Annotated in this window: 19 protein-coding genes; 4 read left to right on the top strand and 15 right to left on the bottom strand. The window is 45.1% G+C overall.

Features of this window, described 5'->3' with window-relative positions:
* Nucleotides 1-53 precede the first annotated feature (53 nt).
* The 3 genes from F752_RS0107630 to F752_RS0107620 form a co-directional block, all read right to left on the bottom strand.
* Nucleotides 54-1,463, bottom strand: a complete 1,410-nt coding sequence (locus F752_RS0107630; RefSeq protein ID WP_152425064.1) for a hypothetical protein — start codon at nt 1,461-1,463, stop codon at nt 54-56.
* Nucleotides 1,464-1,854: 391 nt separating this feature from the next.
* The gene (locus F752_RS0107625) at nt 1,855-2,850 is read right to left on the bottom strand and encodes an AAA family ATPase (protein ID WP_017731134.1); all 996 of its coding nucleotides are present in this window, start codon (nt 2,848-2,850) and stop codon (nt 1,855-1,857) included.
* A 44-nt stretch (nt 2,851-2,894) separates the two neighbouring features.
* Nucleotides 2,895-3,533, bottom strand: a complete 639-nt coding sequence (locus F752_RS0107620; RefSeq protein ID WP_017731133.1) for a porin family protein — start codon at nt 3,531-3,533, stop codon at nt 2,895-2,897.
* Between the two features lie 112 nt (nt 3,534-3,645).
* On the opposite strand from F752_RS0107620, the gene F752_RS25260 reads away from it, so the two are divergent.
* Nucleotides 3,646-4,011, top strand: a complete 366-nt coding sequence (locus tag F752_RS25260; protein ID WP_017731132.1) for a PH domain-containing protein — start codon at nt 3,646-3,648, stop codon at nt 4,009-4,011.
* 211 nt (nt 4,012-4,222) lie between these two features.
* Nucleotides 4,223-4,615 carry a hypothetical protein gene (locus tag F752_RS0107610; protein WP_017731131.1) on the top strand — a complete coding sequence of 131 codons (393 nt, stop codon included), beginning with the start codon at nt 4,223-4,225 and terminating at the stop codon, nt 4,613-4,615.
* 51 nt (nt 4,616-4,666) lie between these two features.
* On the opposite strand, the gene F752_RS0107605 is transcribed toward F752_RS0107610, so the two are convergent.
* The 3 genes from F752_RS0107605 to F752_RS0107595 all read right to left on the bottom strand — a co-directional run bounded on the left by F752_RS0107605 (nt 4,667) and on the right by F752_RS0107595 (nt 9,490).
* Nucleotides 4,667-5,764: a GRAS family protein gene (locus F752_RS0107605; protein WP_017731130.1), complete on the bottom strand. Its 1,098-nt coding sequence runs from the start codon at nt 5,762-5,764 to the stop codon at nt 4,667-4,669.
* Between the two features lie 502 nt (nt 5,765-6,266).
* On the bottom strand, nt 6,267-7,865 hold the full coding sequence (locus F752_RS0107600; protein ID WP_017731129.1) for an alpha-amylase family glycosyl hydrolase: 1,599 nt from the start codon (nt 7,863-7,865) through the stop codon (nt 6,267-6,269).
* A gap of 2 nt (nt 7,866-7,867) precedes the next feature.
* Nucleotides 7,868-9,490 carry an alpha-amylase family protein gene (locus F752_RS0107595; protein WP_017731128.1) on the bottom strand — a complete coding sequence of 541 codons (1,623 nt, stop codon included), beginning with the start codon at nt 9,488-9,490 and terminating at the stop codon, nt 7,868-7,870.
* A 342-nt stretch (nt 9,491-9,832) separates the two neighbouring features.
* On the opposite strand from F752_RS0107595, the gene F752_RS0107580 reads away from it, so the two are divergent.
* Nucleotides 9,833-10,213: a sensory rhodopsin transducer gene (locus F752_RS0107580; RefSeq protein WP_026135590.1), complete on the top strand. Its 381-nt coding sequence runs from the start codon at nt 9,833-9,835 to the stop codon at nt 10,211-10,213.
* 377 nt (nt 10,214-10,590) lie between these two features.
* Here F752_RS0107580 and F752_RS0107575 read toward each other — a convergent pair whose 3' ends face one another.
* From F752_RS0107575 to F752_RS23680, 5 genes are all read right to left on the bottom strand, one after another.
* The gene (locus F752_RS0107575; protein ID WP_017731126.1) at nt 10,591-12,222 is read right to left on the bottom strand and encodes a PepSY-associated TM helix domain-containing protein; all 1,632 of its coding nucleotides are present in this window, start codon (nt 12,220-12,222) and stop codon (nt 10,591-10,593) included.
* A gap of 5 nt (nt 12,223-12,227) precedes the next feature.
* Nucleotides 12,228-12,527, bottom strand: a complete 300-nt coding sequence (locus tag F752_RS0107570) for a hypothetical protein (protein WP_017731125.1) — start codon at nt 12,525-12,527, stop codon at nt 12,228-12,230.
* Nucleotides 12,514-12,858 carry a hypothetical protein gene (locus F752_RS0107565; protein ID WP_017731124.1) on the bottom strand — a complete coding sequence of 115 codons (345 nt, stop codon included), beginning with the start codon at nt 12,856-12,858 and terminating at the stop codon, nt 12,514-12,516. Before F752_RS0107565 ends, F752_RS0107570 begins: the two co-directional genes overlap by 14 nt.
* Before the next feature lie 74 nt (nt 12,859-12,932).
* The gene (locus tag F752_RS0107560) at nt 12,933-13,556 is read right to left on the bottom strand and encodes a hypothetical protein (RefSeq protein ID WP_152425063.1); all 624 of its coding nucleotides are present in this window, start codon (nt 13,554-13,556) and stop codon (nt 12,933-12,935) included.
* A 116-nt stretch (nt 13,557-13,672) separates the two neighbouring features.
* A complete protein-coding gene (locus F752_RS23680; protein ID WP_017731122.1) occupies nt 13,673-15,811 on the bottom strand; it encodes a TonB-dependent receptor in 2,139 nt (712 codons plus the stop codon).
* Nucleotides 15,812-16,479: 668 nt separating this feature from the next.
* On the opposite strand from F752_RS23680, the gene F752_RS0107535 reads away from it, so the two are divergent.
* Nucleotides 16,480-18,108: a DUF6377 domain-containing protein gene (locus F752_RS0107535; protein ID WP_017731119.1), complete on the top strand. Its 1,629-nt coding sequence runs from the start codon at nt 16,480-16,482 to the stop codon at nt 18,106-18,108.
* Between the two features lie 67 nt (nt 18,109-18,175).
* On the opposite strand, the gene F752_RS23675 is transcribed toward F752_RS0107535, so the two are convergent.
* The 4 genes from F752_RS23675 to F752_RS0107515 all read right to left on the bottom strand — a co-directional run bounded on the left by F752_RS23675 (nt 18,176) and on the right by F752_RS0107515 (nt 24,479).
* Nucleotides 18,176-19,351, bottom strand: a complete 1,176-nt coding sequence (locus tag F752_RS23675) for a glycoside hydrolase family 71/99-like protein (protein ID WP_081604531.1) — start codon at nt 19,349-19,351, stop codon at nt 18,176-18,178.
* 186 nt (nt 19,352-19,537) lie between these two features.
* Entirely contained in the window at nt 19,538-21,649 is a 2,112-nt protein-coding gene (locus F752_RS0107525; protein WP_040664460.1) for a glycoside hydrolase family 97 protein, read from the bottom strand.
* A gap of 305 nt (nt 21,650-21,954) precedes the next feature.
* Nucleotides 21,955-23,202, bottom strand: a complete 1,248-nt coding sequence (locus F752_RS0107520) for a hypothetical protein (RefSeq protein ID WP_017731116.1) — start codon at nt 23,200-23,202, stop codon at nt 21,955-21,957.
* 59 nt (nt 23,203-23,261) lie between these two features.
* Nucleotides 23,262-24,479, bottom strand: a complete 1,218-nt coding sequence (locus F752_RS0107515) for a glycoside hydrolase family 71/99-like protein (protein ID WP_017731115.1) — start codon at nt 24,477-24,479, stop codon at nt 23,262-23,264.
* Nucleotides 24,480-24,484: the final 5 nt, after the last annotated feature.

Raw genomic sequence — 24,484 nt, 5'->3', positions numbered from 1 at the left:
CAGATTAAATTAAACCTTGTTTCGGGCAGCTCCCGGCACGAATCCTCCATTGTTTACTCTACAGCCGCTGTATTAAGTTTTTCCTGGCGGAGGAGGGCATCTATTTTTTCAATGGCCAGCTCATTACGGGGATCGTCTAGGCTGTTACTCACCACTAAGCCGTTCCGGTTCAGGAGGATATAGGAAAAAGCAGGGGATTTTGGTTTTTCCTGGCCCGGCTTCGGTCGGTTCATGATGCTCTTCAGGTATTCGCTGGCATCGGCATACACCATTTTCTCATATGCCTCCCGGTTGGTTTCCATCGGCAGCTGCAAAAACTGCACTTCTTTGTAAGAAGTAAGCCGTTCTTTTAGTGCCTGGTCATGCTCCCGCAAAAGCTTACTCACTGAGTCGGACATGTGGTTAATGAAGCGTACCAAAACAATTCTGCCGGTTAATTCTGTTAGCGGAATGCTGCGCCCTTCTTCATCAGTAAAAACAATTTCGGGTTCTTTAGGAGAAATAGTTTGCTCCTTTACCATCTGGTGCAGCACATTTTTATAGCTCTGCACCGGGCATTCATTTGCAAACTCAATGTATTCGTCCGTTACCTTTTCGATACCCAGATGCTCCAGCGCCTTTACCAGGTATTTGGCCTGCATATGGTAACTCGGCAGGGAGCGCAGGCTTTGCCGGGCCACCTTATACATATTCCCGTAGTAGCTGTTTTTTTCGTCGGGCAGCTGTGCCTTCATTAACCGATAATTATACTGAAGGTAGTTCTCCAGGAACTCACGATAGGACTGCAGCACAATCATATCATAATTATGAAGCTTTACCTCATCCATAAAAAGGTGAAAGTCTTCAGGCAGGTTTTGCCTCCTACCTTCTGCAAACTGCCCTAATCTAAACAGTTGATTAGCCCAGTTATAGGCTATATCTGCTTCCTGCAGTGCCACAAAATCAGAGCTTAAAGAGTCGCGATACTCTTCGAGTAAAGCCAGCTGTGCCTGTCGCTGCTCGCCTGCCCAATCGATAAAGGCTGCTATATCCAGCTTTCGCAGCTGTTCCATCAGCACTTCCTCAGCAGGAATAAACTGGCTACGCCTCGCCAAAAACTGATTGTTCTCCGCCCCTATACCAGAAAACCGCAGGCTTTCCTCCGGCGCTGCTGCATCGAACGAAAGGCGAAGGTCGTAGCCAGGCTCGAGGTAAATCGGAACTTTTGAATTTCCATGGCTGATATGCCCGAAAACAGGCTCGCGCAGGTAAGATACAAAACTGAAGGAGTTGTCATTCTTCAGTGCGGCTACCGAACTAAGATTATTTTGTCCGGGCACGAAGTTGTAGAGCACAATCCGGACCTCCTCTACCTCAGGATTTTCGATTGTCCCCGAAACTGCTATATTATTAAATTCATCTGCTAAAGACCAGGGTCCTAACATGAGCATAAGGCCCATCAGCAGAATGGTATGCAATTTCATGAATGTTTCTTCTTTTTGACCCTTTTCCTTCCCCACCATTTTAATTAAGAAGGCGAAAACTTACTTCCTTTTCACCTGCCACAAAATTAACAGAATCTATCAAACTTTTATAATTATTAAAAATTTTACCCTAATAATACAAGATAAGAACAGGGAAAATAATTGCCAACCGAAAACTTTCCTGTTTGCTGTAAAAATATTTGTGAACAGGGCTTTTTCCTTACGTTTGCTGTTACGTTCCACCTACGTGGCGGAAACAGAAAAGTTTCTCCTTAAGAAAAAGCAGGAATAGCCGAAAGGGCTGCCCAGAATAGCTGAAGCAACGTAATTTCCCTAATCATTAAACCGGCAGGAATATTAGTCATACCTGCAGGAATGACTGCCTTAAAACTTATATAGAATTAATAGGTACTTTACTGAGGATATTCCTGATTACATCTTTGGTACCTACACCCTCGGCTTCCGCTTCGTAATTGAGAATAATCCGGTGGTTCAATACATCTTCTGCCACTTCTTTAACATCTTCCGGCAGTACATAGTCGCGCTGGTCGAAAAAGGCAATGGCTTTAGCCGCAAGGTTCATATTAATACTGGCCCGCGGTGAAGCACCAAAATCGATATACTGCGCCACTTCATGCAGCCCGTAATCTTTCGGCTGCCGGGTAGCAAACACCAGCTCAATAATATACTTCTCCAGCGATTCGCTAATGTTAACGGTATTAATCTCCTGCCGGATCTGGAAAATATCGTCTTTCGTAAGCAGGGCATTTACTTTTGCATCGTACTGCGCATTGGCCATGCGCCGCATTACCTCCAGCTCTTCGGCTTTGGTTGGATAGTCGACAAACACCTTCATCATAAAACGGTCGACCTGCGCCTCGGGCAGCTGGTAGGTTCCCTCCTGGTCGACCGGGTTTTGTGTCGCCAGTACCAGAAAGGGCTTGTCGAGCTGAAAAGTGGTTTCGCCTATGGTTACCTGCTTTTCCTGCATGGCTTCCAGCAGCGCACTCTGCACCTTGGCAGGAGAGCGGTTTACCTCATCGGCCAGAATAATGTTGGAGAAGATGGGGCCTTTCTTTACTTCAAAATTGTAAGACTGCTGGTTATAAATCATGGTACCGATAAGGTCGGCCGGCAGCAGGTCGGGTGTAAACTGTATCCGCTGGAAGTTGAGGTGAAGCACCCTGGAAAGGGTATTAACCGTGAGCGTTTTGGCCAGACCGGGCACCCCTTCCAGCAAAATATGGCCATTGGTAAAAAGGCCAATCAGCAGGCGATTCACCATGTACTGCTGACCCACAACTACTTTTCCTACCTCGTTAAAAACTTCTTTGATTTTATACTGATGATCCTGTTTGCGATCATTATCTACAATTGGTCTTTCCATCTGCGGTTTTTATTTTCTTAATTAGTAACGAACCAGCTGGCTGTTTAGCGCTTCTTCCTGAAAGTATACAGCCACTGTGCGCCAAAAGTTATTGTTTGCTGTTGTGAAATATCAAAATCGTCGTCGCGACTGAAATCTGCCTCCCAAAAATCGCTTAGGTGCTGCGTAAAGCGGGCTTCCAGCTGCAATATACCAAAGTTAAAATGAAAAGCCGGGCCTGCGGCCGCCAGCACGCCATACTGCCAGGGAAGCTCTTCCTGGTGAGCATACACATAGCGGGGCTCTGCTTCGGCAGCCGGTAACAACACATCTGTTTTTTTAAAGGCGTAGGCTGCAAATGCCCCCGCCTGTACATTAAACTTTAAACGCCCGCGACCCATTTGCAGAAAAGAGGTCAGAGGCAACTGTATGTAATGGAACTCCCTCTTATATGCCTCCGGGGTGGCGGGGTAAAGATGAAAACCCTGCACACTGTAGTTTAACTCAAGCTGTAAGCCCAGGTGTGGAGTATTAAGGAAGCGGCCTACCAATCCTGCCTCAAACCCATTTACAAACTCCTGTGCCGTCGGCGGATCAAAATTAACACGGGAAAGGGAACTACCGCCCCTGAGGCCAACACTTGTCTGTGCCAGCAGGCCAAGCGGTAAAAACCAGCACCCTAATAAAAGCAACAACTTCGCCATGCAAAAATTCTTTCTGCTGAAATAATAAAAATACTATAAATCACAGCCATACTACCGCTGCCAAAACAAAAATAAGCATAATTTTGTGTTAAGTAAGAAACAAGCCTTAAGTATGAAACTTTTTGAAAGCAAGGAAGACAAAATAAAGAAGGTACTCACCAAAGCCAGGGAAGAAACCGCCCTTCTTATTCTCCCCCAGGAAACTATCCAGCAAATGTATCTCCTCACCGAGGATTACCTTATTCTTACCAATAAAAGAGTCTTACTGATTGATAAATCCCTGGGCAGTAACCAGCGCAGCATTGTAACCATTCCATATACCAAAATAGAAAGTGTAAGCCTGGCAAAGGGCAATCTTGCTGTTTTTTCGCCCGAGGTGGAAATAAGCGTGGGCAGTAGTTACTTCGACTTTAAACTACGCACGCCCGACGATGCAATTGATTTCTACCGCCACCTGAGCAGCTATATTCTGTCCTGAGCAGCCAAGCAGGCATCGGCCAAAATTCCCCTGTCGGGTTCGGCCTGTGCGGAGTTGTTTCTACCTCCTGCTTATAACTAAACTTTTAGACATGTGGCAACAATATGCCTTTAAAGCAAATAAATAACTATATTCGCTATTGTTATGCCCTGAAAGAGTAAAAAACACGGATTTTTTGCGTATTATCGAACCTCCAAACCAATAAAATAAGATGAAAGTTTTTGAAAGCCAGAACATCGTCATTGAGCGTGATGATGAGTTAAAATGCCTGATCCAGAACTGGAAAGGCTTTGCCTCCTCTGAAAGATTTAGAGAAGGGATTCAGAAATCCATTGATTTATTCAAAGATAAAAAGCTCAACAAAATCCTGAGCAATACGAAGGATTTTGGCATGGTAAAAAAGGAAGACACAGAATGGGTAAATAGTTACTCCATGCCTCTGCTCATTAAAGATGGCCTAAAGTATATGGCTTTTGTGGTACCGTCGAACGTTTTTTCGCAGATGTCGGTAGAAAATTTTAAAAAGCAGTCGGAAGGACCGGTGGAAATACGCTACTTCGACGATGTTAGCAAAGCTAAGGAGTGGATGGCAGAATTACCATAAAAAAAGCGCGGCAGTAAATGCCGCGCTTTTTTTATGGTAATTTTCGCTGCCTTAGTACAGTGTCGCCATTATTACCGCCACCATTGGCACCTCTTCGTAAGTCATACGAATGTGGCCTTTGCCATAATGGTAAGTAAAACCTGGTATTTCTTCCGAAACCTGGTAAGGTAAATCTATCAGGTAGAAACCTGCCCTTTTACACCTTTCGGTCCAGGCAGGCGCATCTTCATGTTTTTCGAAACGGGAGCTCTCGTCGCTACTGAGTATATCCTCAATTTCACGCTTAAAGAAAAGGTACTTTAATGCGTTAGATTCTACCTCCTGCAGGCCCTTCTGGTCTATCAGCTTAAAGAGCGTGCCAAAGTGGGTCCAGCAATTGACCAGCCTGTCGCGCAAATCAGGTGTAAAGTGGTTCACATCCGGCTCAATCTGCAAAAATACACCTGCCCGGCAGGCAGCTATATTACTGAGCACCTTGTGGCGATCTCTTGCCGCGGATAAGTGGTGCAGGGTAAAGGCCGAAATAACACCCAGCGAATCGGTTTCATGCTCTCTCAGCTGCTCCCACATTTCTTCCGGCACTTTCTCGGCAAAGGCACAAATAGCGGTATACTCCACTTTAACATCCGGCGGCAGGTATTGAGTGGCTGCCCTGCTAATATTTTCACCTGCTTCTTTTAAAGAGTACTCATCTATATCGAGTCCCACCATTTTAATGAGCGAAGGCAGTGTTTTTTGCCCCTCGGCAAGGGCTTTAATCAATTGCACCTCAAAGTGGCCTTTACCGATTCCTATGTTAAAGTGGGTAAAGGAACGCTGCCCCTGGCTGTAGAAGTCACGCATCATGTTAAAAGCGGTACCTGTGGCCACCCGTACCGAATCAACATTTTGCAACACAAGGTCAAACACATTTATCTGCTTGTCTTTATCGGTTAAGCCGCTCAGGTAAATATGATCGGCTCCTTTTTTCTGCCCCAAAATGGCCTGGGCGCAAATTCTGCTAATATCATCGGCAGGCTCAAAAGAGGACAGTAAAGCGGCAGCCACTTCATCCTGACCGTTCATTATGGCATCGGCGGCCTCCAGCAGGGGGGCCGGTACCTGTCCCCCTGCTTTCAGCGGGATTTCTTCCTGGATAAGGTTATTCATGAATACAATTTTATTGGTTAGAGTGTTGGTGTTGTTGGCATTAAGATTGTAAACCGGCTAATAAGGGCCTGCATCCGGAAAAGGACAGAGAACGTGCAACTGAATTCTTTAGCTGATCTACATCCCTTCGCCGATCATCAGCAAAAACATTTTCAGGCACCAAAATTCTTTACTGGATAGGCTCAGATATAAAGGCATTAGCAGGAAAAACAATGAAAATATTACCTCCGGCTTAAATTATTTTCCCTTTTTAAACCTCCCTTTACCTAATACACAGGCAATGAAGTAGTAAGAAAATTTTGTAATATTCTTTTCAGCTACTTTCCACTTATAACATTAGGTGAAAATTAAGTATTATCTCCACTTAAACAAACATATTCAAGAAAAATGATGGAAAAACAATAAAAAAGGCACCTCCCTTAACAAACATCCCCCTTTACCGAAGAGGCGCTTCCATTCCCCTAACGCTTTGGAATAAGAAGTATTGCGTCTTTTGGTAAGCTTACACCCCAATAATTAATCCCTCATCTCCCCTAAGACTTATCTCTCCTTTTACCTTTCGCTTCTCTTCTGTAGACAAACTGGATAAAACAACCTCTCCTTCCATTCCTTCCTTTAGAGTGAGGCTGGCAGGGCTGTGAGAGAGGTTTAGGACAATCAGAAAACGTTTACCCTCCGCTTCTCTAAAGTAGGCTATCACACTTTGTCCGGCAGGTAAAGGAATGTAACGGCCTGCATACAAAGCAGGCTCGGCCTGCCGGAGCGCAATTAAACGCCGATAAAAATTCAGGAAGGAAGAAGAATCCTGCTGCTCCACCTCCACATTATCCTCCTTATAGTTTGCCGATAGCGGCAACCAGGGAGTAGCCGTTGTAAAGCCAGCCCCATCGGCGGCATTCCACTGCATAGGTGTGCGCACGGGGTCGCGACCCAGCCCCAGGCCAGGCTCATTCTTCTCCCAGGGATCCTGCACCTGCCCGGCAGGAATAAAAACATCCTGCATACCCAGTTCATCGCCATAGTACAGGGTAGGGGTACCCCTAAGAGTTAAGAGTAGCATGGCGGCAATGCGGGCCTGCGGCTTACCCACCCTGCTGGCAATGCGGGGTTTATCGTGGTTACCAAGCACCCAGTTAGGCCAGGCATTGGCTGGCAGAGCTCCTTCGTACTGGTCAATGGCACGGGCAATTTGCCGCGCCTCCCATGGCAGGCTAATCAGCTGAAAGTTAAAGGGGAGGTGCGCCTCATCATTCTCATTGCCGTAGTAGGTCACCAGCTTATCGACCGAAAGGTATATTTCCCCAATCATTACCCGCTCCTCGTATTGATCTAAAAGGTGGCGCATTTTTGTAACCACTTGGTGCACCTCCGGCTGGTCGACTGAATAAGCGGCAATTTGTTTTTTGAAGGGAGGCATATCGGGAGTATAGTCCGGATTGGTGGGATTGTTGCGGTACTGCTCATCCTTTATCATATGCCACATCACGTCGACCCTAAAACCATCGACACCCTTATCGAGCCAAAAGCGCATCACATCTAACATCGCTTCCTGCACCTCCGGGTTCCGCCAGTTCAGGTCCGGCTGCTCTTTCAGGTAAGCATGATAATAGTACTGCCCTGTCTGCTCATCCTTTTCCCATGCACTTCCTCCAAAGGTACTCAGCCAGTTATTAGGAGGGCCTCCGTCGGGAGCAGGGTCCTGCCAGAGATACCAGTCGCGCTTGGGGTTGTTCCGCGAGCTCCGCGATTCCTTAAACCATGGATGTTCGCTGGAAGTATGGTTGGGAACCAGGTCGAGAATAAGTTTAAGGTTACGCCTGTGCACCTCTGCTAGCAACTCATCGAAGTCATCCATACTGCCGAACATAGGATGGATAGCCGTATAATCGGAAATATCGTATCCAAAGTCGGCCATGGGCGAGGGGTAAATGGGCGAGACCCATACAGCAGATACTCCCAGCCACTCCAGGTAATCGAGCCTGGAGATGATACCCTGCAGGTCGCCTACCCCATCTCCATTGCTATCCATAAAGGAACGCGGATACACCTGATAGATGGTTCCTTTCTGCCACCACAGTAGTTTGTCACTTGCTTCACCCATACCTACAAAACGTTCTTTTGAAACCAACGATAGCCAAAGCCTGTCAGTGACAGTTCTCCTGCAGAAGGATCAAAGGCTTCGTACTCTGTATTTGAAAGTAGCTCTACCAGCTGCGAGGCTTCCTCCTCCGGCAGGCCAAGCCGAAAGGAGCAGGGCTTATCTGAAAGGTTATGCACCGCAACTGCTAACTGGTCTTCCCAGCGGCAACAGTGAATTAACACCTTATCATCACTTTCTATCACTTCCACATCTCCCCAGCCAAAGGAAGGGCAATCTTTGCGCAGCCGGATCACTTTTTCCACCCATGCAAGCAGGGAATTTTTTTCGCGCCGCTGCTGGTTTACGTTTACTTTTTCATAGCCAAACTCACCGCCGGAAATAACCGGCCGCACCAGCTGCCCGGCCGGTACAGAAGAAAAGCCTCCATTATGTTTCTCGGACCATTGCATTGGGGTGCGCACACTGTTGCGGCCCGGCAGGGAAAGATCCTCTCCCATGCCAATTTCCTGTCCGTAGCGCAACACAGGGGTGCCTGGCAGCGAAAACAGCAAGCTATAGGCAAGTTCTAACCGCTGCCGGTTATTCTGGAGCATAGGCGGGAGCCGCCGCCGAATGCCTCGTCCGAATATCCGCATGCCCTCCTCAGGAGCAAACTCTTTAAAAACCTCCTCCCGCTCTTCGTCAGTTAAGCGCTCCAGGTCGAGCTCATCGTGGTTTCGTAGAAAAGTAGCATACTGCTGGCCCTTGAGCGTTTGGGGCAGGTTCTTCAGGGCATCTTTGATAGGCCGGGCATTCTTACGGGCAAAAGACAGGAAAAGATAATTATCCAGGTAAAAGTTAAGGAGCATGTGCATCTGATCGCTATTGCCAAAAAAGTTCTTGTACTTTTCAGGTTCAGTGTCCACTTCTGCCAGTAAAAGAGCATCTGGTCGCTGATCTTCCACAAACTCCCGCAAATCGCGCAGAAACTGGTGAGGGTCGCCCTCAAACTGGCCTTCTTTCTTTTGGCGGACCATATGTGGCACAGCATCCATTCGGAAGCCCGCCACGCCCAGCTTCAGCCAAAAGTGCATGATTCTTTTTATTTCTTTCTGCACCTCAGGGTTTGCCGAATTCAAATCGGGCTGATGCTGGTAAAACGTATGATAGTAATAAGCATCGGCGGCCTCATCGTAGGCCCAGTTACCCCCCTGTTCCTTTCCGAAAATGGCATATTTCCCATCCTCTTCCGGCTTTTCTTCCGACCAGATGTAGTAATCGCGGTATTTGGAATCTTTACTCTTCCGTGATTCCTGAAACCATGGATGCTGATCTGAGGTATGGTTTACCACCAAATCGATCAGCACCCGAATACCGGCTTCTTCTGCAGCCTCCAGGAACTCTACAAAACCGCCGAAATTCCCGAACGCTTCCCCAATGGCAAAATAGTCGGCTACATCATATCCATTGTCTCTGTTGGGAGATGCATAAAAAGGCAGTATCCAGATACAGGTAACCCCAAGGCCGGCAAGGTACTGCAGGCGGTTTTTCAGCCCTGTAAAATCACCTACACCATCTCCATTGGAATCCATAAAAGTTTCCACATCCAGGCAGTAGATTACTGCATTTTTATACCAATATTTCATTTATGCTCCTTTTTTATGTGTCTTTTAACTGTCCTGTCAGGAAAAACGTTTTTCTAAGCCCTTCTGATGAACTACTTACCCTTAGCTCCTTTACAGAAGAGTTTGCCCTTATAGATGAATAATCCTATTCAATCCTTTTTGTTTAGAGAGACGGAAGCGGGCTTTTTAACCACCATATACAATATAAAAGGCATTAAAATCTTTTTCCTACCTGTCTTTCATCTGATGATCTACTTCCTCCAAAGAAATTCCCAATGACAACCAAGTATTTTTTGGAGCCGTACCTTAAGAAAACATCTGTTGAAAGCCACAGATATGAGTGCCTTTGAAAAAATAAAGAAGATGAGAACAGAGATTGGAAAGAAAGAATGGGCAATTGCCGAAGGGTACATCCCAAAATATGGAACGGGAAAAGAGCCGGAATTTACCAGCCACGAAACTGCCTGTATCTTAAATGCGAATGAGCAGGAAGCCCAGGTAGAGATTTTTATCTATTTCAGCGACAGAGACCCCATTGGCCCTTACAAGGTTACCGTACCGGCAAAAAGAACCAGGCACGTACGCTTTAATGATTTAAACGATCCGGAAGAAATTCCGCGTGGAACCGATTACGCGAGTATAATTCGCTCCGACGTACCCATTGTAGTACAGCATACCCGGCTGGACTCCCGCCAGGCCGAGAATGCCCTCCTCACTACCATGGCGTTTCCGGGTAACCAGTAAAACGCCTAAAATGGCTGTGCAGAAATTAATAGTCTGCACTCGTGGGAAAACAGGAGGTTATTAAGCTTATGAAAAAAGTCAAGGCACAAGCTGCAAAACAAAAAAGGGTGTTTATACAGTAAGCATATCAGCAGTTTTTTACGGTACAAGAGCGAGTACAATACCTACTAATTTTAAGCCCCTCCCAACGAACTATGACATCTGAACTTATCATATTCCTATCGCCAGGTCAAGAAGGGATTAGATGCACTTCTTCGTGTTGACGCCATATCTTTACTTTTTCTTTACTGCAAAGATTTGAAACTACAGCATCCTTAGCTTTTGAAACCGGCTTGTTCTCTTTATCTGTCAATTACCGCCCTGCCAGTGCAGCTCTTTCATACCACCTGCCGGGAAGCCACCGCTCTTGTAGGAGAATCGTTTCTTTCTTTTTTTTCCAGCCTCAGTGGACCATTCCTCCTGAGCCTTATGGCTATAAAAAAGGTAGCAACCGAAAGAGTCAGCCAGAAGGCATCTACCAGAAAAATATCAAAATAGCCTTCTGAAAAAGTACGCCAGATCCAGTTCCCGGAGACAAACCCATTGGTTATAGGTACCAGTAAGCCTAAAACAGATCCAAGCAGTAAGCTGAATTTGTTGGTGATAAAGTTATCTTTCCTGAATGTGAACAGCACAATCAGCAGCAACCATGAATAAAAGAAAATCTGATAAATTGCAGTCATTCTGGAGGTATCGAATTCCTGCACAAAGAGTTTTACCGCCACAAAAGTAAAAGCCGTAACCGGATACATGCTCAGGCAGGCAGCCAGGAAGATCCACCCCACCCATGCATTGAATTTTCGCTTCTTTTCGGCTATATGCTTCTTATCTCTTGCAACCAGCCAGATAAGGATACCCGAAATGATGACAAAGCAGGATATAAGACCCAGAATAAAGTATACTACCTTCAGGCCAACTCCACCAAAATCTCCAAAATGCAGCCTGTCAATAATACCTGTGGCTGCATCAAGATAGACAACGTCGGTAAAAGGATCTTTTACGGAAATGACTTCACCGGAAGTTGCTTTAAACACCAACTCCCCCACACCACTGAACTTCTCCGAAAATTCCGGAAGGCCCATTACTGTAATATGCATATTGGCATCTCCATAGTTATGCAGCGTAACAGATTGCACCTGTAGTGCAGGCCAACGCTCATTGGTATTTTCTACAAAATGGTTCAGGTCTACGGGCTCTGCTTTTTTCATCGCCAGGGGGAATTCCCTAACTCCCAGGCTAAGGTCTTCATACATTTTGTCGGAATCGCCATTGTACATCAATGATAAAACAGGTGGCGACATGATCGCTGCGCCAATAATGAGATAAGCCCCACTTACGGCGTACATAAACTGAAAAGGAAGGCCAATGATACCGAGAGCTGTATGTGCATCGGTCCATATATTTTTAAGGCTCGCCCGGGGCCTGAATACATAAAAATTAGATATAATTTTTTTCCAGTGAACGAGCACACCCGTAATAATGGCAAAGAGAAAAAAGAAGGCCACCAGTCCTGCAATAAAATAGCCCGACCTTCCGTAGAGGTTCAGCTGGGCAAAAAAGTGAAGCCGGTAGAGGAACTCCCCGATGGAATAGTTACTGGCGTAATCATAGGCCCTGAAATTATCAGTATTCATGTAAAAGAAACCGCCCGCGCCTCCCTTAGGGGAATGTATGCTGGTATCTTTTGGGGCACTCAGGGTTACACTTATTCTTTTTTCTTCATAATATTGTTCAAACGTGATGTCCCTACTGTAGGTATCGTAATCCTGCTCAAGTACCTCCATCATACCATTCAGGTCCACCTCTGAAAAACTGCTCTCCTGCATAGGCTCATTCCGTTCCCAACTGATAATTTCATCCCGGAAGAAAGAAAAAGAGCCTGCAAAAAATATCACGAATAGCCCCACACTTATCAGGATACCACTAATGGTATGGGTATGAAAAAGGATGTTATGAACGCGATTACTCATGCTGATTACAGGATTGGGCTGTAGTTTTTTCCGAAATAAATGATGATGCCGAAAAGGAGGGTAAGCAGCAGGTAAATTCCCCATGTTTTCCAGCCATTTTTCCCTATAAAGGCCAGCACCATCAGGACAGCCCACAGAATAAAACCGGCAAACTGTAAGGTCATTAAAATCGCTACATGATCGAGCCAGAAAGCCAGGGCCATGTGGAAAGATACCGTAACAAGATAGCCCCCTACAAAGCCAGCTGAAATTTTAGCAAATCGCTGACTGACGGATTTCGTTAGGTATTTTTTATTTGCCGGCATTTTTGAAAACTATTTCTGCTACCATACATACTAGCAAAATAACTGCTACTCCTTTATAGTTGATGTACCTAAGTGGTGCTATCAGCACAGTACAACTGGCTATGGTCATCAGGATTACAAGGAAAGAAAAAAAACCGCCGCCCGTTCCCCAGTGGTAGATACTACCTGCCAGGGCAGCTGTTAGCAGCAGCAGAGCCACTGCCTTTCCTGTCTTCGGACGGGCTTCAACCCACTTTTCAAGAAAGAAAGAGCGGCTTAACTCAGCCTTCTTTGAGGTATTGTACAGTAGGAAAAAGCCCAGAAAAGAAAAAAACAAGATAGCTGTAAGCATAAATAACCAAAAGATTCAGGGGCGTATAGGAGAAAAGATTCTTACCTACTACGGCCCCTGAAGCTATAAAGCTGTTAAAATTCTATTTTCTGAGTTGCACAACGCCAAACCGATTGATAAGGCGCCTTTTTTGTTCTGCCTGCTTCACTTTCGTGGTAGGTAGTGGCCTCCAGAAAATAGATGCCTTTTTCCTTCAGCTCAACTTCAAGCAGTCCTTCCGCATTACTTGTAATGGTTTCTGTTTTTCCGGATGGCAGGAAAAGAGTAGCCGAAATGCCCCCTACAGGTTCTCCTTTGAAGTAAGATCTAAAAACTTTAGTAGCAGGCTTGGCCGTTAACTGCAGTTCTTCTGCTAAAACCAGCTCGGGCTGAGCGGCACCTACAGGCAATCTCTTCGCTTCAAGAGGCTCACCGGCCCAAGCCTGTGCAAAAGCATTAAACTGATAAGCTGTTCCTTCTCCCGGGTCTCCGGCTGTGTGGCCTATTTCCAATCGATAGCTGCCTGCTTGCTCAGGCACAAAACTAGCCGTAAAGTGATCTTCCTGAGCCTGCGTCGGAAGCTGGACTCTTTTGCCATTCGGCTGGACCAGCCAGAGCTTAAAATCTGCTACATCTGAGTACCAGTCTGCCACCTTTTCGAAAGTCCTGTCCTTGAACTCACTGTAGTATATTCTCACTTCCTGCTTTTTTCCAGGCATAGCCTGGGAGTTCGTCTCTATATACAGTGCGTGCGCCTGACACAGACCTACATTAAGCAAAAGAAATACTGGGATTAAAAGGAGAAATTTAATGTTCTTCATGATTCTTGAATAAATTAGCTGTTGTCCTTACGGGTATATGTAGCCCACAAATTTGCAAGTTGTTCAGGGCCTGCTTCTTCCGGCCTTCTGCCGATATACCCTTCAGGGCCGCTAATCATTTCGCTCTTGTTGTAGCTATAACCTGCCACCAGGTTTAGGCCCACTAGCGGACTTGCCACCACTTCCGCTTCCACTCCCCTGCTGTAGACCTCTCCTCCCTGTACATTTACTCCAAGGGCATCCTGATACACTACATTCGATACCGTTATATTGTAATAGCTCAGGGAGCCTGTTACCAGTCCGTTTAACAGGTTCAGCTTTGTACCTGCCTCCCATTGGTTGGCATACTCCGGTTCAAAAGCAATCAGTTCCGGGTTATCGATGCTTGTAGCTCTAGGAGCCACATTGCTGAAGCCATTCATATAATTGGCAAATAGCGAAATATCATCCTCCATCGGCTGGTACACCAGACCAAACTTTGGCGAAAAAGTCGTCTGGTCATAATCATCCTCATCTGAAGCAACATTGCCAAGGTTATCAAAATAATCGACCCTTACACTGGCCATAGCAGCCAATTTAGGCGTAAAGTTGATTACATCTGAAACATAGGCACTGTACACCTGCTCTTCAGTGGCACTCGGCCATACAGCAGCTCCTGCTAAGAGGGCATCAATTGCCGGACGGGATAAAACACCTGTATCTTCTCCCTGCAGGGTCAGTTGGCCAGCTGCAACATAGCCGGTGCTGTTATCGATATTGCTGCGCTGGAAATAATCAAGCCCTGCTACCAACCGGTTTCGCAGGCCTCCCAGCATAAAATCGCCAATAAAGTTCTGCTGAATATCTGTACTTAAAGTGGTGGCATTTTGCCGGTTAAGGTAGCGCACAAAAGTGCCATTGCCGTCTGCGATATCCCAGAGGTAAGAATAATAACCCGCTGTTTTAGCCGAACCTCTCGATATGGCCGTTCGAGACGTCCAGGAAGGAGAAAGTTCATAGGTCATCTGGCCCTGCAGAACAAAGTTTGGATTCCGGATTGTTAAATCATTGCTAGTATAAGAGCGCTCCGGATCATAGCCCAGTTCCTCCAGATTATCGGCAAACAAGGGATTGCTTCGGTTAAAAAACAACATGGTAGGATTGGTACTCTCGGAATCGAAGAACTCTGCATTTACAAGAAAAGATAATCTGTCGTTTATCTCATACGATAAGGAGGGCGCCACGAAAAAAGAGTTTTTAAAACCGGCATCCTGAAAGCTATTCACAGCATGATAGGCACCCGTCACTCTTAGTGCCACATCTTCCTCTTCATTAAGGGGCACGTTTACATCGGCAGTTACCCGATTCAGGCCAAAGCTTCCAGCTGTGTAGGCAATTTCTCCTCCGAAAGTTTCATAGGGCTTTTTGGTTACAATATTTATGAGCCCTCCGTAAGAAATAAGACTACTGCCATAAAGTGTACCTGAAGGACCTTTAATTACTTCAATTCTTTCGATATTCACCGGATCGAGGCCTCCATTGGTAAGTCCCGGCAATCCGTTTAGCATGGTAGGCTGCACAGGAAAGCCTCTTAATGAATAATAACCTGCTCCATCGCCGCCACGTCCAGTCGATTCCCACAGTTTGTACAAACCTGGAGCATTTTTGAGTGCATCATCAAAGCTGGTCACTACCTGATCTTCCAGCAGTTCTGAACTGATGGTGGTGTATACCTGAGGATTTTCAATCTGTTTCAAAGGAAGTTTTCCTACATACGTACTTTCCTGGTTGGCAAATCTATTCACGTACGATTCCACTACTACTTCCTGCAAACTTTCCGCACTTTCCTGCAGGCTCACAGTTGGCACCACCGTAATTTCACCTTCCCTTACACCTACTTCTATTTCCTCCAGCTCAAATCCTACATAAGAAAAAGTAAGGGTATAGGTACCCTCTTCTACACCGGAAATTTTATACTCACCCTCTTTATTGGTTACATCTCCTTTTCGAGTACCCTCTATCAGAACGTTTACAAATGCTGCAGCGGCACCATCTGCTGTTTTAACTTCTCCCTGAATACTACCTCTTTGCTGGGCCTGCAAAGCACTCACTCCTGTAAAACTGAACGCTGTTACAAGCAGAAAAAGAAGTCGCACATTTAAATCTTTCCTCATATCTTTATTTAGACTAATTATACATAGTGCAATATTAAGAAATTAAATGCCTGCAGTCAAAGGATTACTTGAGCTCGTTTAAAATATAATGGACCTGAAATCCGTAACTGGATTCCATTTTTGCGGTAATGGACACATATTCAGATAGATAGACAAATAAAATAAAACCAGTGGGAAGGTATAAATATTACAATGTATTTCTTCAAAAGTGCTTTGCCATTGAATTTACCGATTCCGGCCAGCTCTCCCTCGAAAAGACAATGGACCTCATAGCTGATGAAGCTATCACTCAATAGTTGACCACCATCACTTTTATAGCTTCAAGGGAGCCGTCTGGAGGATGTATTTTACCAGCAGCCAATGTCAGGATGAATTTGAAGGGAGAGACTACCAACAGGCTCTTAAGGGATGAAAAGCTGTCGGATACTGTTGTATTTGAGTATCTGGCAAACCTGGTTTAGGAAGGAATAAACGAAAGCTAATCTAAAAAGGACAGAAGTGTATTGCTCTTCCCTTCCTTTTTTAGCGACAGAGCAAAAGAAAAGCGGCTGGTAAATGATGCTAAGGCCATATTTTGTAGGGAAGCCAATAAGCTTTAAATTTACTTTCTTTAAAGAAACTTGAAGTAAAAGCAGGAAATCGTACCTTTCTGAAATAGCCCCATTTCTATGAAGTACTTACTGTTAACAGCCGCATTCCTACTCTGCGGATTTGTAGGAAATGCGGCTGAATCACCCGTTGATAGCCTACTACAGGAATTAGATGAGGAATTAAAAATTGAAGAGGTTTACGTTGCCAGCAAACTGGACTACATCCAAAACCTCCAACAAGAACTAAATACGCTAGATGAAGGAAATTTCAGCGCGAGGTATGAGAAATATGCTCAGCTATTTGATGCATACAAATCGTTTAATTACGATTCTGCTTTTCGTTATGTCAACAAGCTACAGGATATTGCCTACCATTTAGAAGATGAGTCGAGAATAAATGAATCTAAGCTTAAGCAGGCCTTTATTTTTCTTTCGTCAGGGATGTTTAAGGAAACCTTTGACACCTTAAATACCATCCAGTCTGCCACTTTACCAAAAGAAAAGAAGCAGGAGTACTTCTCATTAATGGCCAGGGCTTTCTATGATCTGGCAGATTTTAATAAAGATGAGTATTTCACCTCCGCCTATACGGCAAGAGCAAATACGTATGTAGATTCAGTTCTGTCAGTATCAGCACCTGATTCTTACGAGTATCTTTATTTCAGGGGCCTCCGGAGCGCCAGGATGTCCGATATCGAAGAGGGAATAGCAGACCTTGAAACCCTGATCAGCAGGAATGATTTGTCTTACCACCAGTCGGCAGTAGTTGCCTCCACCCTCAGCGACCTGTACCTGCGTACCGGCAAGACGAAGAAAGCAATAAGTTTACTGGCCAGGGCTGCTATATTTGATATAAAGTCCTCTACCCGGGAAACTGCAGCGATTCTCAACCTGGCCAATATATTGTATCAGCAGGGGGATTTGAGGCGGGCCTACCAGTACACCAAAAAAGCACTGGAGTATGCAAACTTTTATGGCGCCCGGCATCGAAAGATTCAGGTAGGGAGTATTCTACCTATTATTGAAGAAGAGAAGTTACAAACTGTTGAGAGCCAGAAGGAGCTACTTCTTAAATATTCTGTAGCGGTCACAATCCTTTCTGTTTGTATTGTTCTCTTTATTATATTCAGCTTAAAGCAGGTAAAAAAACTAAGGCTGGCAAAGAAGGAAATAGATTCTGCTAATTGCATTCTCCAGGAAACAAATCAACAACTCCTGGACACTAACAATAAACTCGTTGAAGCAAACCGCATTAAAGAAGAATACATTGGTTATTACTTCAATATCAATTCTGAATATCTGGATAAGATTGCCAAATTTAAAAAGGCGGTCGAGCAAAGTTTATTAGCTAAGAAGTTCGACCATATCCGGTATATTGTGGGGAACATTAACTTAAAAAAAGAAAGAGAAGAGTTATTTGTTAGCTTTGATAAGGTATTTCTAAAACTCTTTCCCGGTTTTATTTCCGAATTTAACTCCTTCTTTAAAGAGGAGGACCAGATAAAGCTTTCCGGAAATCAGCTGCTAAATACCGATTTAAGAATCTTTGCCCTCATCCGTATGGGTATCCATGACAATGATAAAATAGCCAAAATTCTCAACTATTCAGTCAACACCATTTACACCTATAAGACCCGGGTTAAAAATAAAGCTATTATTCCCAATGATGAGTTTGAGCAAAGAATGATGGACATTAAACCTATTTAAATTAAGCGTTTTCCGCAACTTTGAGGCACTCCATAAGCTTGCCCTGTGGTTTTCATGCCCCCTCAGCTCAATAGTTATTTATAATGCCGGCAGCCTTTTCAATTTCTAAGTTGGATAGATGTACTGAGGCAACATCTAACCTTTCCTGTATTGCAGGATCTCCACTGTATTCCTTTCTGAGCTTGAATAATTTATACACCAGGGCCAGCTCCTGCTCTTTGTACTTTACACCTGTGTATTCCTGAATCTTTTGAAGATAAGAAAATCCTGTCTCTATGGTAGGCTCAAAAACAGTTCCTTCGCCAAAGTCATTCCAGGTAGCTAGTTGAACCATATCGATATGCTCCTGGTGCTCTTTTATTACAGATAAAGTTTTTTTTAAAGTGGCACCCTTCTTATGGGGAATGTAAAAGTAGCCATTTCCTGCCCCTCCCTCCCTGTAAAAATCATGAAAGCCAGGATAAGCACTTCCCATTACAGTTTCAAGTTCCGGGGCATTTTGGGCATAAAACTTTTCCAGGTGCTCAAGATGACTTTCCTCGTCTTCAAATATCCAGGAATAGGCTCCATCTGCATGAGAACCTGCATCTTCCGTTTCATGCCAAAGAGTTAAAAACTCAACATCTTCTCCTGCTTCCTCCATGATAGCGGCCCATTGGCGAGGCTCCTCAAAGGTAATAGGGCCAAAAACAGCAACCAAAGGATCCTCTTCTGCACCATACCGGATGTAGGCAGGATGACCAAAGTAGTTTTCTTTCAGATAAGCCATATTCGCCTTCGCATCTTCTATGGAACGACTGAAGCGATCTTCCATCACCACACCAAACTCCAGCCCGAAATCATTCACCTGAGAGATAATTGCATTTGAACTTTTCAGCAAGTCCTCTACATCTGTATTCCCGCCCTGTACCCCATACCAGTTAATGAGCACACCATCTATTCCGGAGAGCTTCATCAGCAAGAGGTGATATTCGATCACGTCTTTATCTCTGCTGGCATACGTGCCAATTAAGGGATAATAATGGGAGGCTATTTCACGCTTCCCGCTTTCATCCACCTTATCCGGGTTCCGGGTGTTCATGGTCCAATGCCAGCCCCAACGGCCAATCGTTTCAGGGGTTTCGAACCAGGGCATATAATGCATATACACCCTCATGTGATTATTCTTCTCTACTGGTTGCTGACCATATGTACTGACGGATATCCACAGCAGGCTAAGCAGTACTAAAAATCCTCCTCTCATCTTAGTAGAATTTATTTTCTCAAATTAAAAAGCATCTGTTTTCCCTTTCCTTTCAGGAGAAGTTAAAACAGATGCTTTCAAACTCAATAGGGTTGATCAGCCAGCCCAAAAATGAATGCCAAGCATAAGAAAATACCTGTCTTCCCTAATTGTTTTATCCTTAGCGGCACCTGCCAAGAGGCAGCATTACTTCGGCTCAACGCTAATTGCCGCACCACCCCCCGGAGCAAGCTGAAGGTCTAATCGGGTATCATTGGTTACCTCCAGCGCTTCAATTTCATAAGCGGTAGGATTTTTATCCCAATGGGCATCTTTTCCGTCTTTATAGACAATTGCCTTATAGGCCTTTCCCTCATCAAGGAAGCTAAAATCTATGGTTATTTCCCGTGGGTTTTCGTCTGTAACACTTCCGACAAACCAGTTTTCAGTTCCTTTTTCCCTACGGGCGATTGTTACAAAATCTCCAATTTCTCCTTCCAGAACTTTGCTCTCGTCCCAATCTACTGCCACATCTCTTATAAACTGGAAGGCTGGATGCCCCTCATAATGTTCCGGTAAATCGGCCGCCATTTGCACGGGGCTATAAATCACAACATAAGCAGCCAGCTGTTGTGCAAGGGTAGTATTTACCTGATTGTTCGGCCTGTAAGGGTCCAGCTTGATATTAAAGATTCCAGGTGTATAGTCAATAGGTCCTGCCAGCATTCGGGTAAAAGGCAGGATAGTTAAATGTTCAGGCGGATTACCCCCATCTGCTGCCCAGGCATTAAACTCCTGGCCTCTTACCCCTTCACCGGTCAGCAGGTTTGGATAAGTTCTGCGAAGGCCTGTGGGCTTGATGGGCTCATGGATATTTATGGCAACGTTATATTTAGCCGCTGTTTCCAGCGCCTTTCTGTAATGGTTTACCATCCATTGGCCGTGGTGATGCTCGCCGTCGGGAATGATTTTTCCTACATAGCCCAGCTTTGCAGCATTGATGTCGTGCTTTTGCATGAGCTGATAAGCAGCCTCCATCTGCTGCTCATATGTGCGAGGAGCCGCGGAAGTTTCGTGGTGCATAATAAGCTCTACCCCTTTCTCTTTTGCATAGTCTGCAACCTCTTCCAAATCATAATCGGGATAAGGTGTCACAAAATCAAATACTCCTTCCCTGTCCGGAAAGCCAATCCATCGTTCCCAGCCTGTATTCCATCCTTCTACTAAAACACCGCCTAAGTTATTCTCAGCGGCAAAATCAATATAGCGTTTGGCGTTTTCGGTGGTAGCTCCATGTCTGCCACTTTTCATATCCCAGGTAGACTTGTCTAAGTGCATTTCCCACCAGATGCCGTTGTATTTCATGGGCTCCACCCAGGAGACATCGCCTAGTTTATTGGGCTCATTCAAATTCAGGATAAGCTTAGATTCAACCAGCCCTCCCGGATTATCAGCTAGCTGGATGGTACGCCAGGGCGTATAGAAAGGAAGTTCACGCTTAACGGCATAACCCAGCCGCTCGGAATTTACCAGGGCACTTTGCAGTGACAGATTACTGGTATCGGCCAGCAAGGTCATACTTGCATAATCCGTCAGGTCTGCTTCATGAATGCTCAGATACACACCGTCTTCACTTTTCATGGTAAAAGGGGTATGGACGGCATTTTCCATAATATTACTCTCATTCAAACCCGGATCGCCTAAAGCAAGTGCATTTATCTTTGAAACCGGTGTTTGATTGTAAAGATGCTCATAGCTATCCCAGTCGCCAGGAATCCACCATGACTGATGGTCGGCAGTTAAGTTAAACTGGGTGTTTTCTTCGAGGATCACCACTTCCTCCATATTTTCCTGCTCAGGAAAGAAGTAGCGAAAGCCTACTCCATCATCATAAATCCTGAAGGTAACATCTGCTTTACGGGCAGGTTCTTCCTGCTCCTGCAGGCTTACCGTAAACCCCTTAAAATGGTTTATTACTGAATCCTGCTCGCCCCATGGCATTTTCCAGCTTTCATTCACTGAATCAACCGAAACAGAATTAATCTGCAGATTCTTTCCAAAGTCTGGCTGATCCTTAAACTCAAAGCCGAGGAGGGAAGTGTCAATAACGACTTTATCTTCGAATAAGACCTGGTAAGCCGCTTCCTCCTCGGGTGTCAGGAAAAAATTTACGGCGACATCTCCGGAAGGCGATGACAGCCGGAAGGGCGATACTGCACCATCCATGCTTCCGGAAGGGAGACTTTTATCCCCACAGGCACTCAAGCCTCCAAAGCCCATCAATAGTAGAAGCGCTTTCCACAGGTAGTTTAATCTCATTATTTAATTTGGTTAAATAGTTCAAAGTGAAGTCCAGCAGGAAACAGGCTGCGTCAGAAGCCTTGCGGTCGCGGCACAACTGTTACCCTTTGGCAAAAGGTGCCATAACTAGCTTGCTGTGAAGCAAAAATCTTTTTTTAGTCTGCTGAAGCTAAAGGTATCCAGGGTCTTTTCTGGAATGTAAAAAGGTAATTAAAAGGTATCCTCCACAACAAACTGAAGTAGAGAATACCTTTTGCTTATTGGTTAAATGATAACCGGCTTAAGTAATAGCTGATTACCCGTTTTAACTGTTTAGAGCCTGCTTAATTGGCGGGTACAATATTTATTGTTCGCGCGTCGGTTTCCCCATCAATCACCAAAGTAATATTATAAGGCCCTCCTTCCGCTACAAAGAAGTTATGGTACTCTCCGCCAACAGTGGTGGCATCAACAATTTGTCCATTTTCTATAGCTGCTCCCTGAACAGTTGCACCGGTATAGTCGATTTGAAGACCGCCCCATTCTCCATTTTCAAGGAAAATAAACTCTCTGTCCTGGATCAGGTCTACAGCATCCCATGACCAGGTGAAAGTATTGCCATCGACTACAGGGGTATGCAGCTCATAACCATCTACACCAGCTTCCCAGTTGGCGGTATCTTCCGGAGCGGTTACATAAGCGTTTCCGAAAAGGCCCATTTCAATTGCACTATAATCCACTTCAAGGTTGCCGGTTTTAACTTTGTCCTCATCCCATTCGCCAGTTGCGGCATTGTAAGTTAAGCGAACGGTATAGATACCATCTTCATGATGAGGGATATTTTCAGTGTAGAAACCGATATCACTTACTCCGGAATCCCAGGCTTCTCCATAACTTTCAACGCCTAAGCTGGATAGGGTTACAATGTTTGGATCCTGATAAACAGCCCATCCATCGTTAAAGCGGTACCGGTAACCTGAGGCTCCTGTTAAAGGAATAGAAGCTTCATAAACAGCGGAATCTTTAGAAAGGAATACCTGTGGCAGCGGCGTTCCTGTAGCCCATTGTCCTTCAGTAGCATCGCCAATGATGTTTGGCTCCACCCTCATCAGAACGAACTGGTCGGTGTTGGTATCGATGTACGCGTAGTAGAGACCTTCCTCGCTCACTTCAATAGGAGCCGCCTCAGTCTCAAGGGTACCGTAAATAACCTCATCATTGATTGGGTAATTTCCTACCTCTGCTCCAATACCAACGGAACCTCCGTCTGCGGCACCAAAGGTTGTTCCTACCTCATCTTCAACTTCTGCAAACTGTATAGTGCTATTGGCCCCGATATACATAAACTTGCCGTATATGCCTTCCATACTTTCGACCATGGCTCCCTGAGTGGGATCAAGAACTGCAAGCGACATTCTTGCATCCGGGTCCAGTGCATCGTCTGCTATTGTGTTGGATCCAAAAACATAGACTCCATCCATTTTAGGAGTAAGCACTTCCGGTGCCGGATCTTCTGATTCATCACTACAGGAAACAAAAAACACCGATGCCACAAGCATGAGCATAAGCTGCGGGAAAAGTAATTTTTTCATAAAGGTTTTTGATTTATTTAAATAAACTAATTTGATTTATCAACTTCAATAAAAATGGATTACGGCAACTGGCTCAACAGCTCTTTTGCCTGCTCCACCTTAAGTGTCACCAGGTATTGAAAGACCTGCTCCAGTTTTTCCTCTGCCTCTTCATTTCCCTGGAGGGCCTTTTTCTTAAGAAAATACTGATAGATTAATTCCAGTTCGGCTCTTCCATAGGGAACTCCGGTAAACTCCTGAATGATCTCCAGGAATAAGTATTCATCTTCCAGGGTAGGTTCAATTACAGTTCCTTCCCCGAAATCATTCCAGGTAACCAGCTGTATATAGTCCAAATCATGCTCCTGGGCCTTCCTTAGGGTTTTCCGGAGCGTTTCTCCTTCGTTGGAGTATACTCTGCCGTAGCTCTCTCCCCAGCCACCTTCCTTATAGAAGTCATGGAAACGAGGAAAAGCTGAGCCGATGATTAGCTCATGTTCTTCCTTTTGGCTGTAAAATCCTTCCAGATCACTTAAAGAAGAATTAAAATCCACCCACGCAAACTCTCCATCGCCATTTGCACCCACCCTGTGAGAGTGGAACCACAGCGGCAGGAATAAGGGATCCGGACTGATTCCTTCAAGAATTTGATTCCACTGGCTTTCCTGCTTAAAATAGCGGGGGCCAAAGGTCATCAACAGAGGGTGTTCATCAATCCAGATGTACTCCTCTTTGTTGAAGTAATTAGCCTGCATATAAGCCAGATCTTCCTTTGCTGCCTCTATAGCGGTTTTGCTGGTTTCAGCGGCCACACTTTCTGCCGTATATTCTTCATATACAATGGCAAACTCCAAACCGACCTCATCTAAATTCTCAATCAGGGCATTGGAGCTCCGCAGGTTTGGGTTATAGTCATGTACATTATGGGTTCCGTACCAGTCAATAAGGACTCCATCAATACCGGCATACTTCATCAGCAGCAAATGATATTCGATTACTGCGGGATCGCGGGAATCATACGGGCCAATGAGTGGGTAATAGTGTGAGGCAATTTCCCTTTTCCCGTTTTCATCAACATTATCAGGATTCTTGTTTGCCATTCGCCAGTGGCTTCCCCAGTAGCCGGAAGTCTCTTTTCCCTGGTACCAGGGCATATAATGCATATACACCTGCATATCGTTGGTCTTGGCAACAGGCTGAGGGCCTGTTATACCTTCTTCCAGCTCTTCATTCGCCGATTCACAGCCAAAAAATACCCCTGCTGCTAATACCAGCAACAAACTAAAATTCACCTTCATGCTTT

This window comes from Nafulsella turpanensis ZLM-10 (assembly GCF_000346615.1).
GTDB lineage: Bacteria > Bacteroidota > Bacteroidia > Cytophagales > Cyclobacteriaceae > Nafulsella > Nafulsella turpanensis.
The sequence above is the reverse complement of the archived record's forward strand: the minus strand, read 5'-3'. Positions and strand labels throughout refer to the sequence as shown.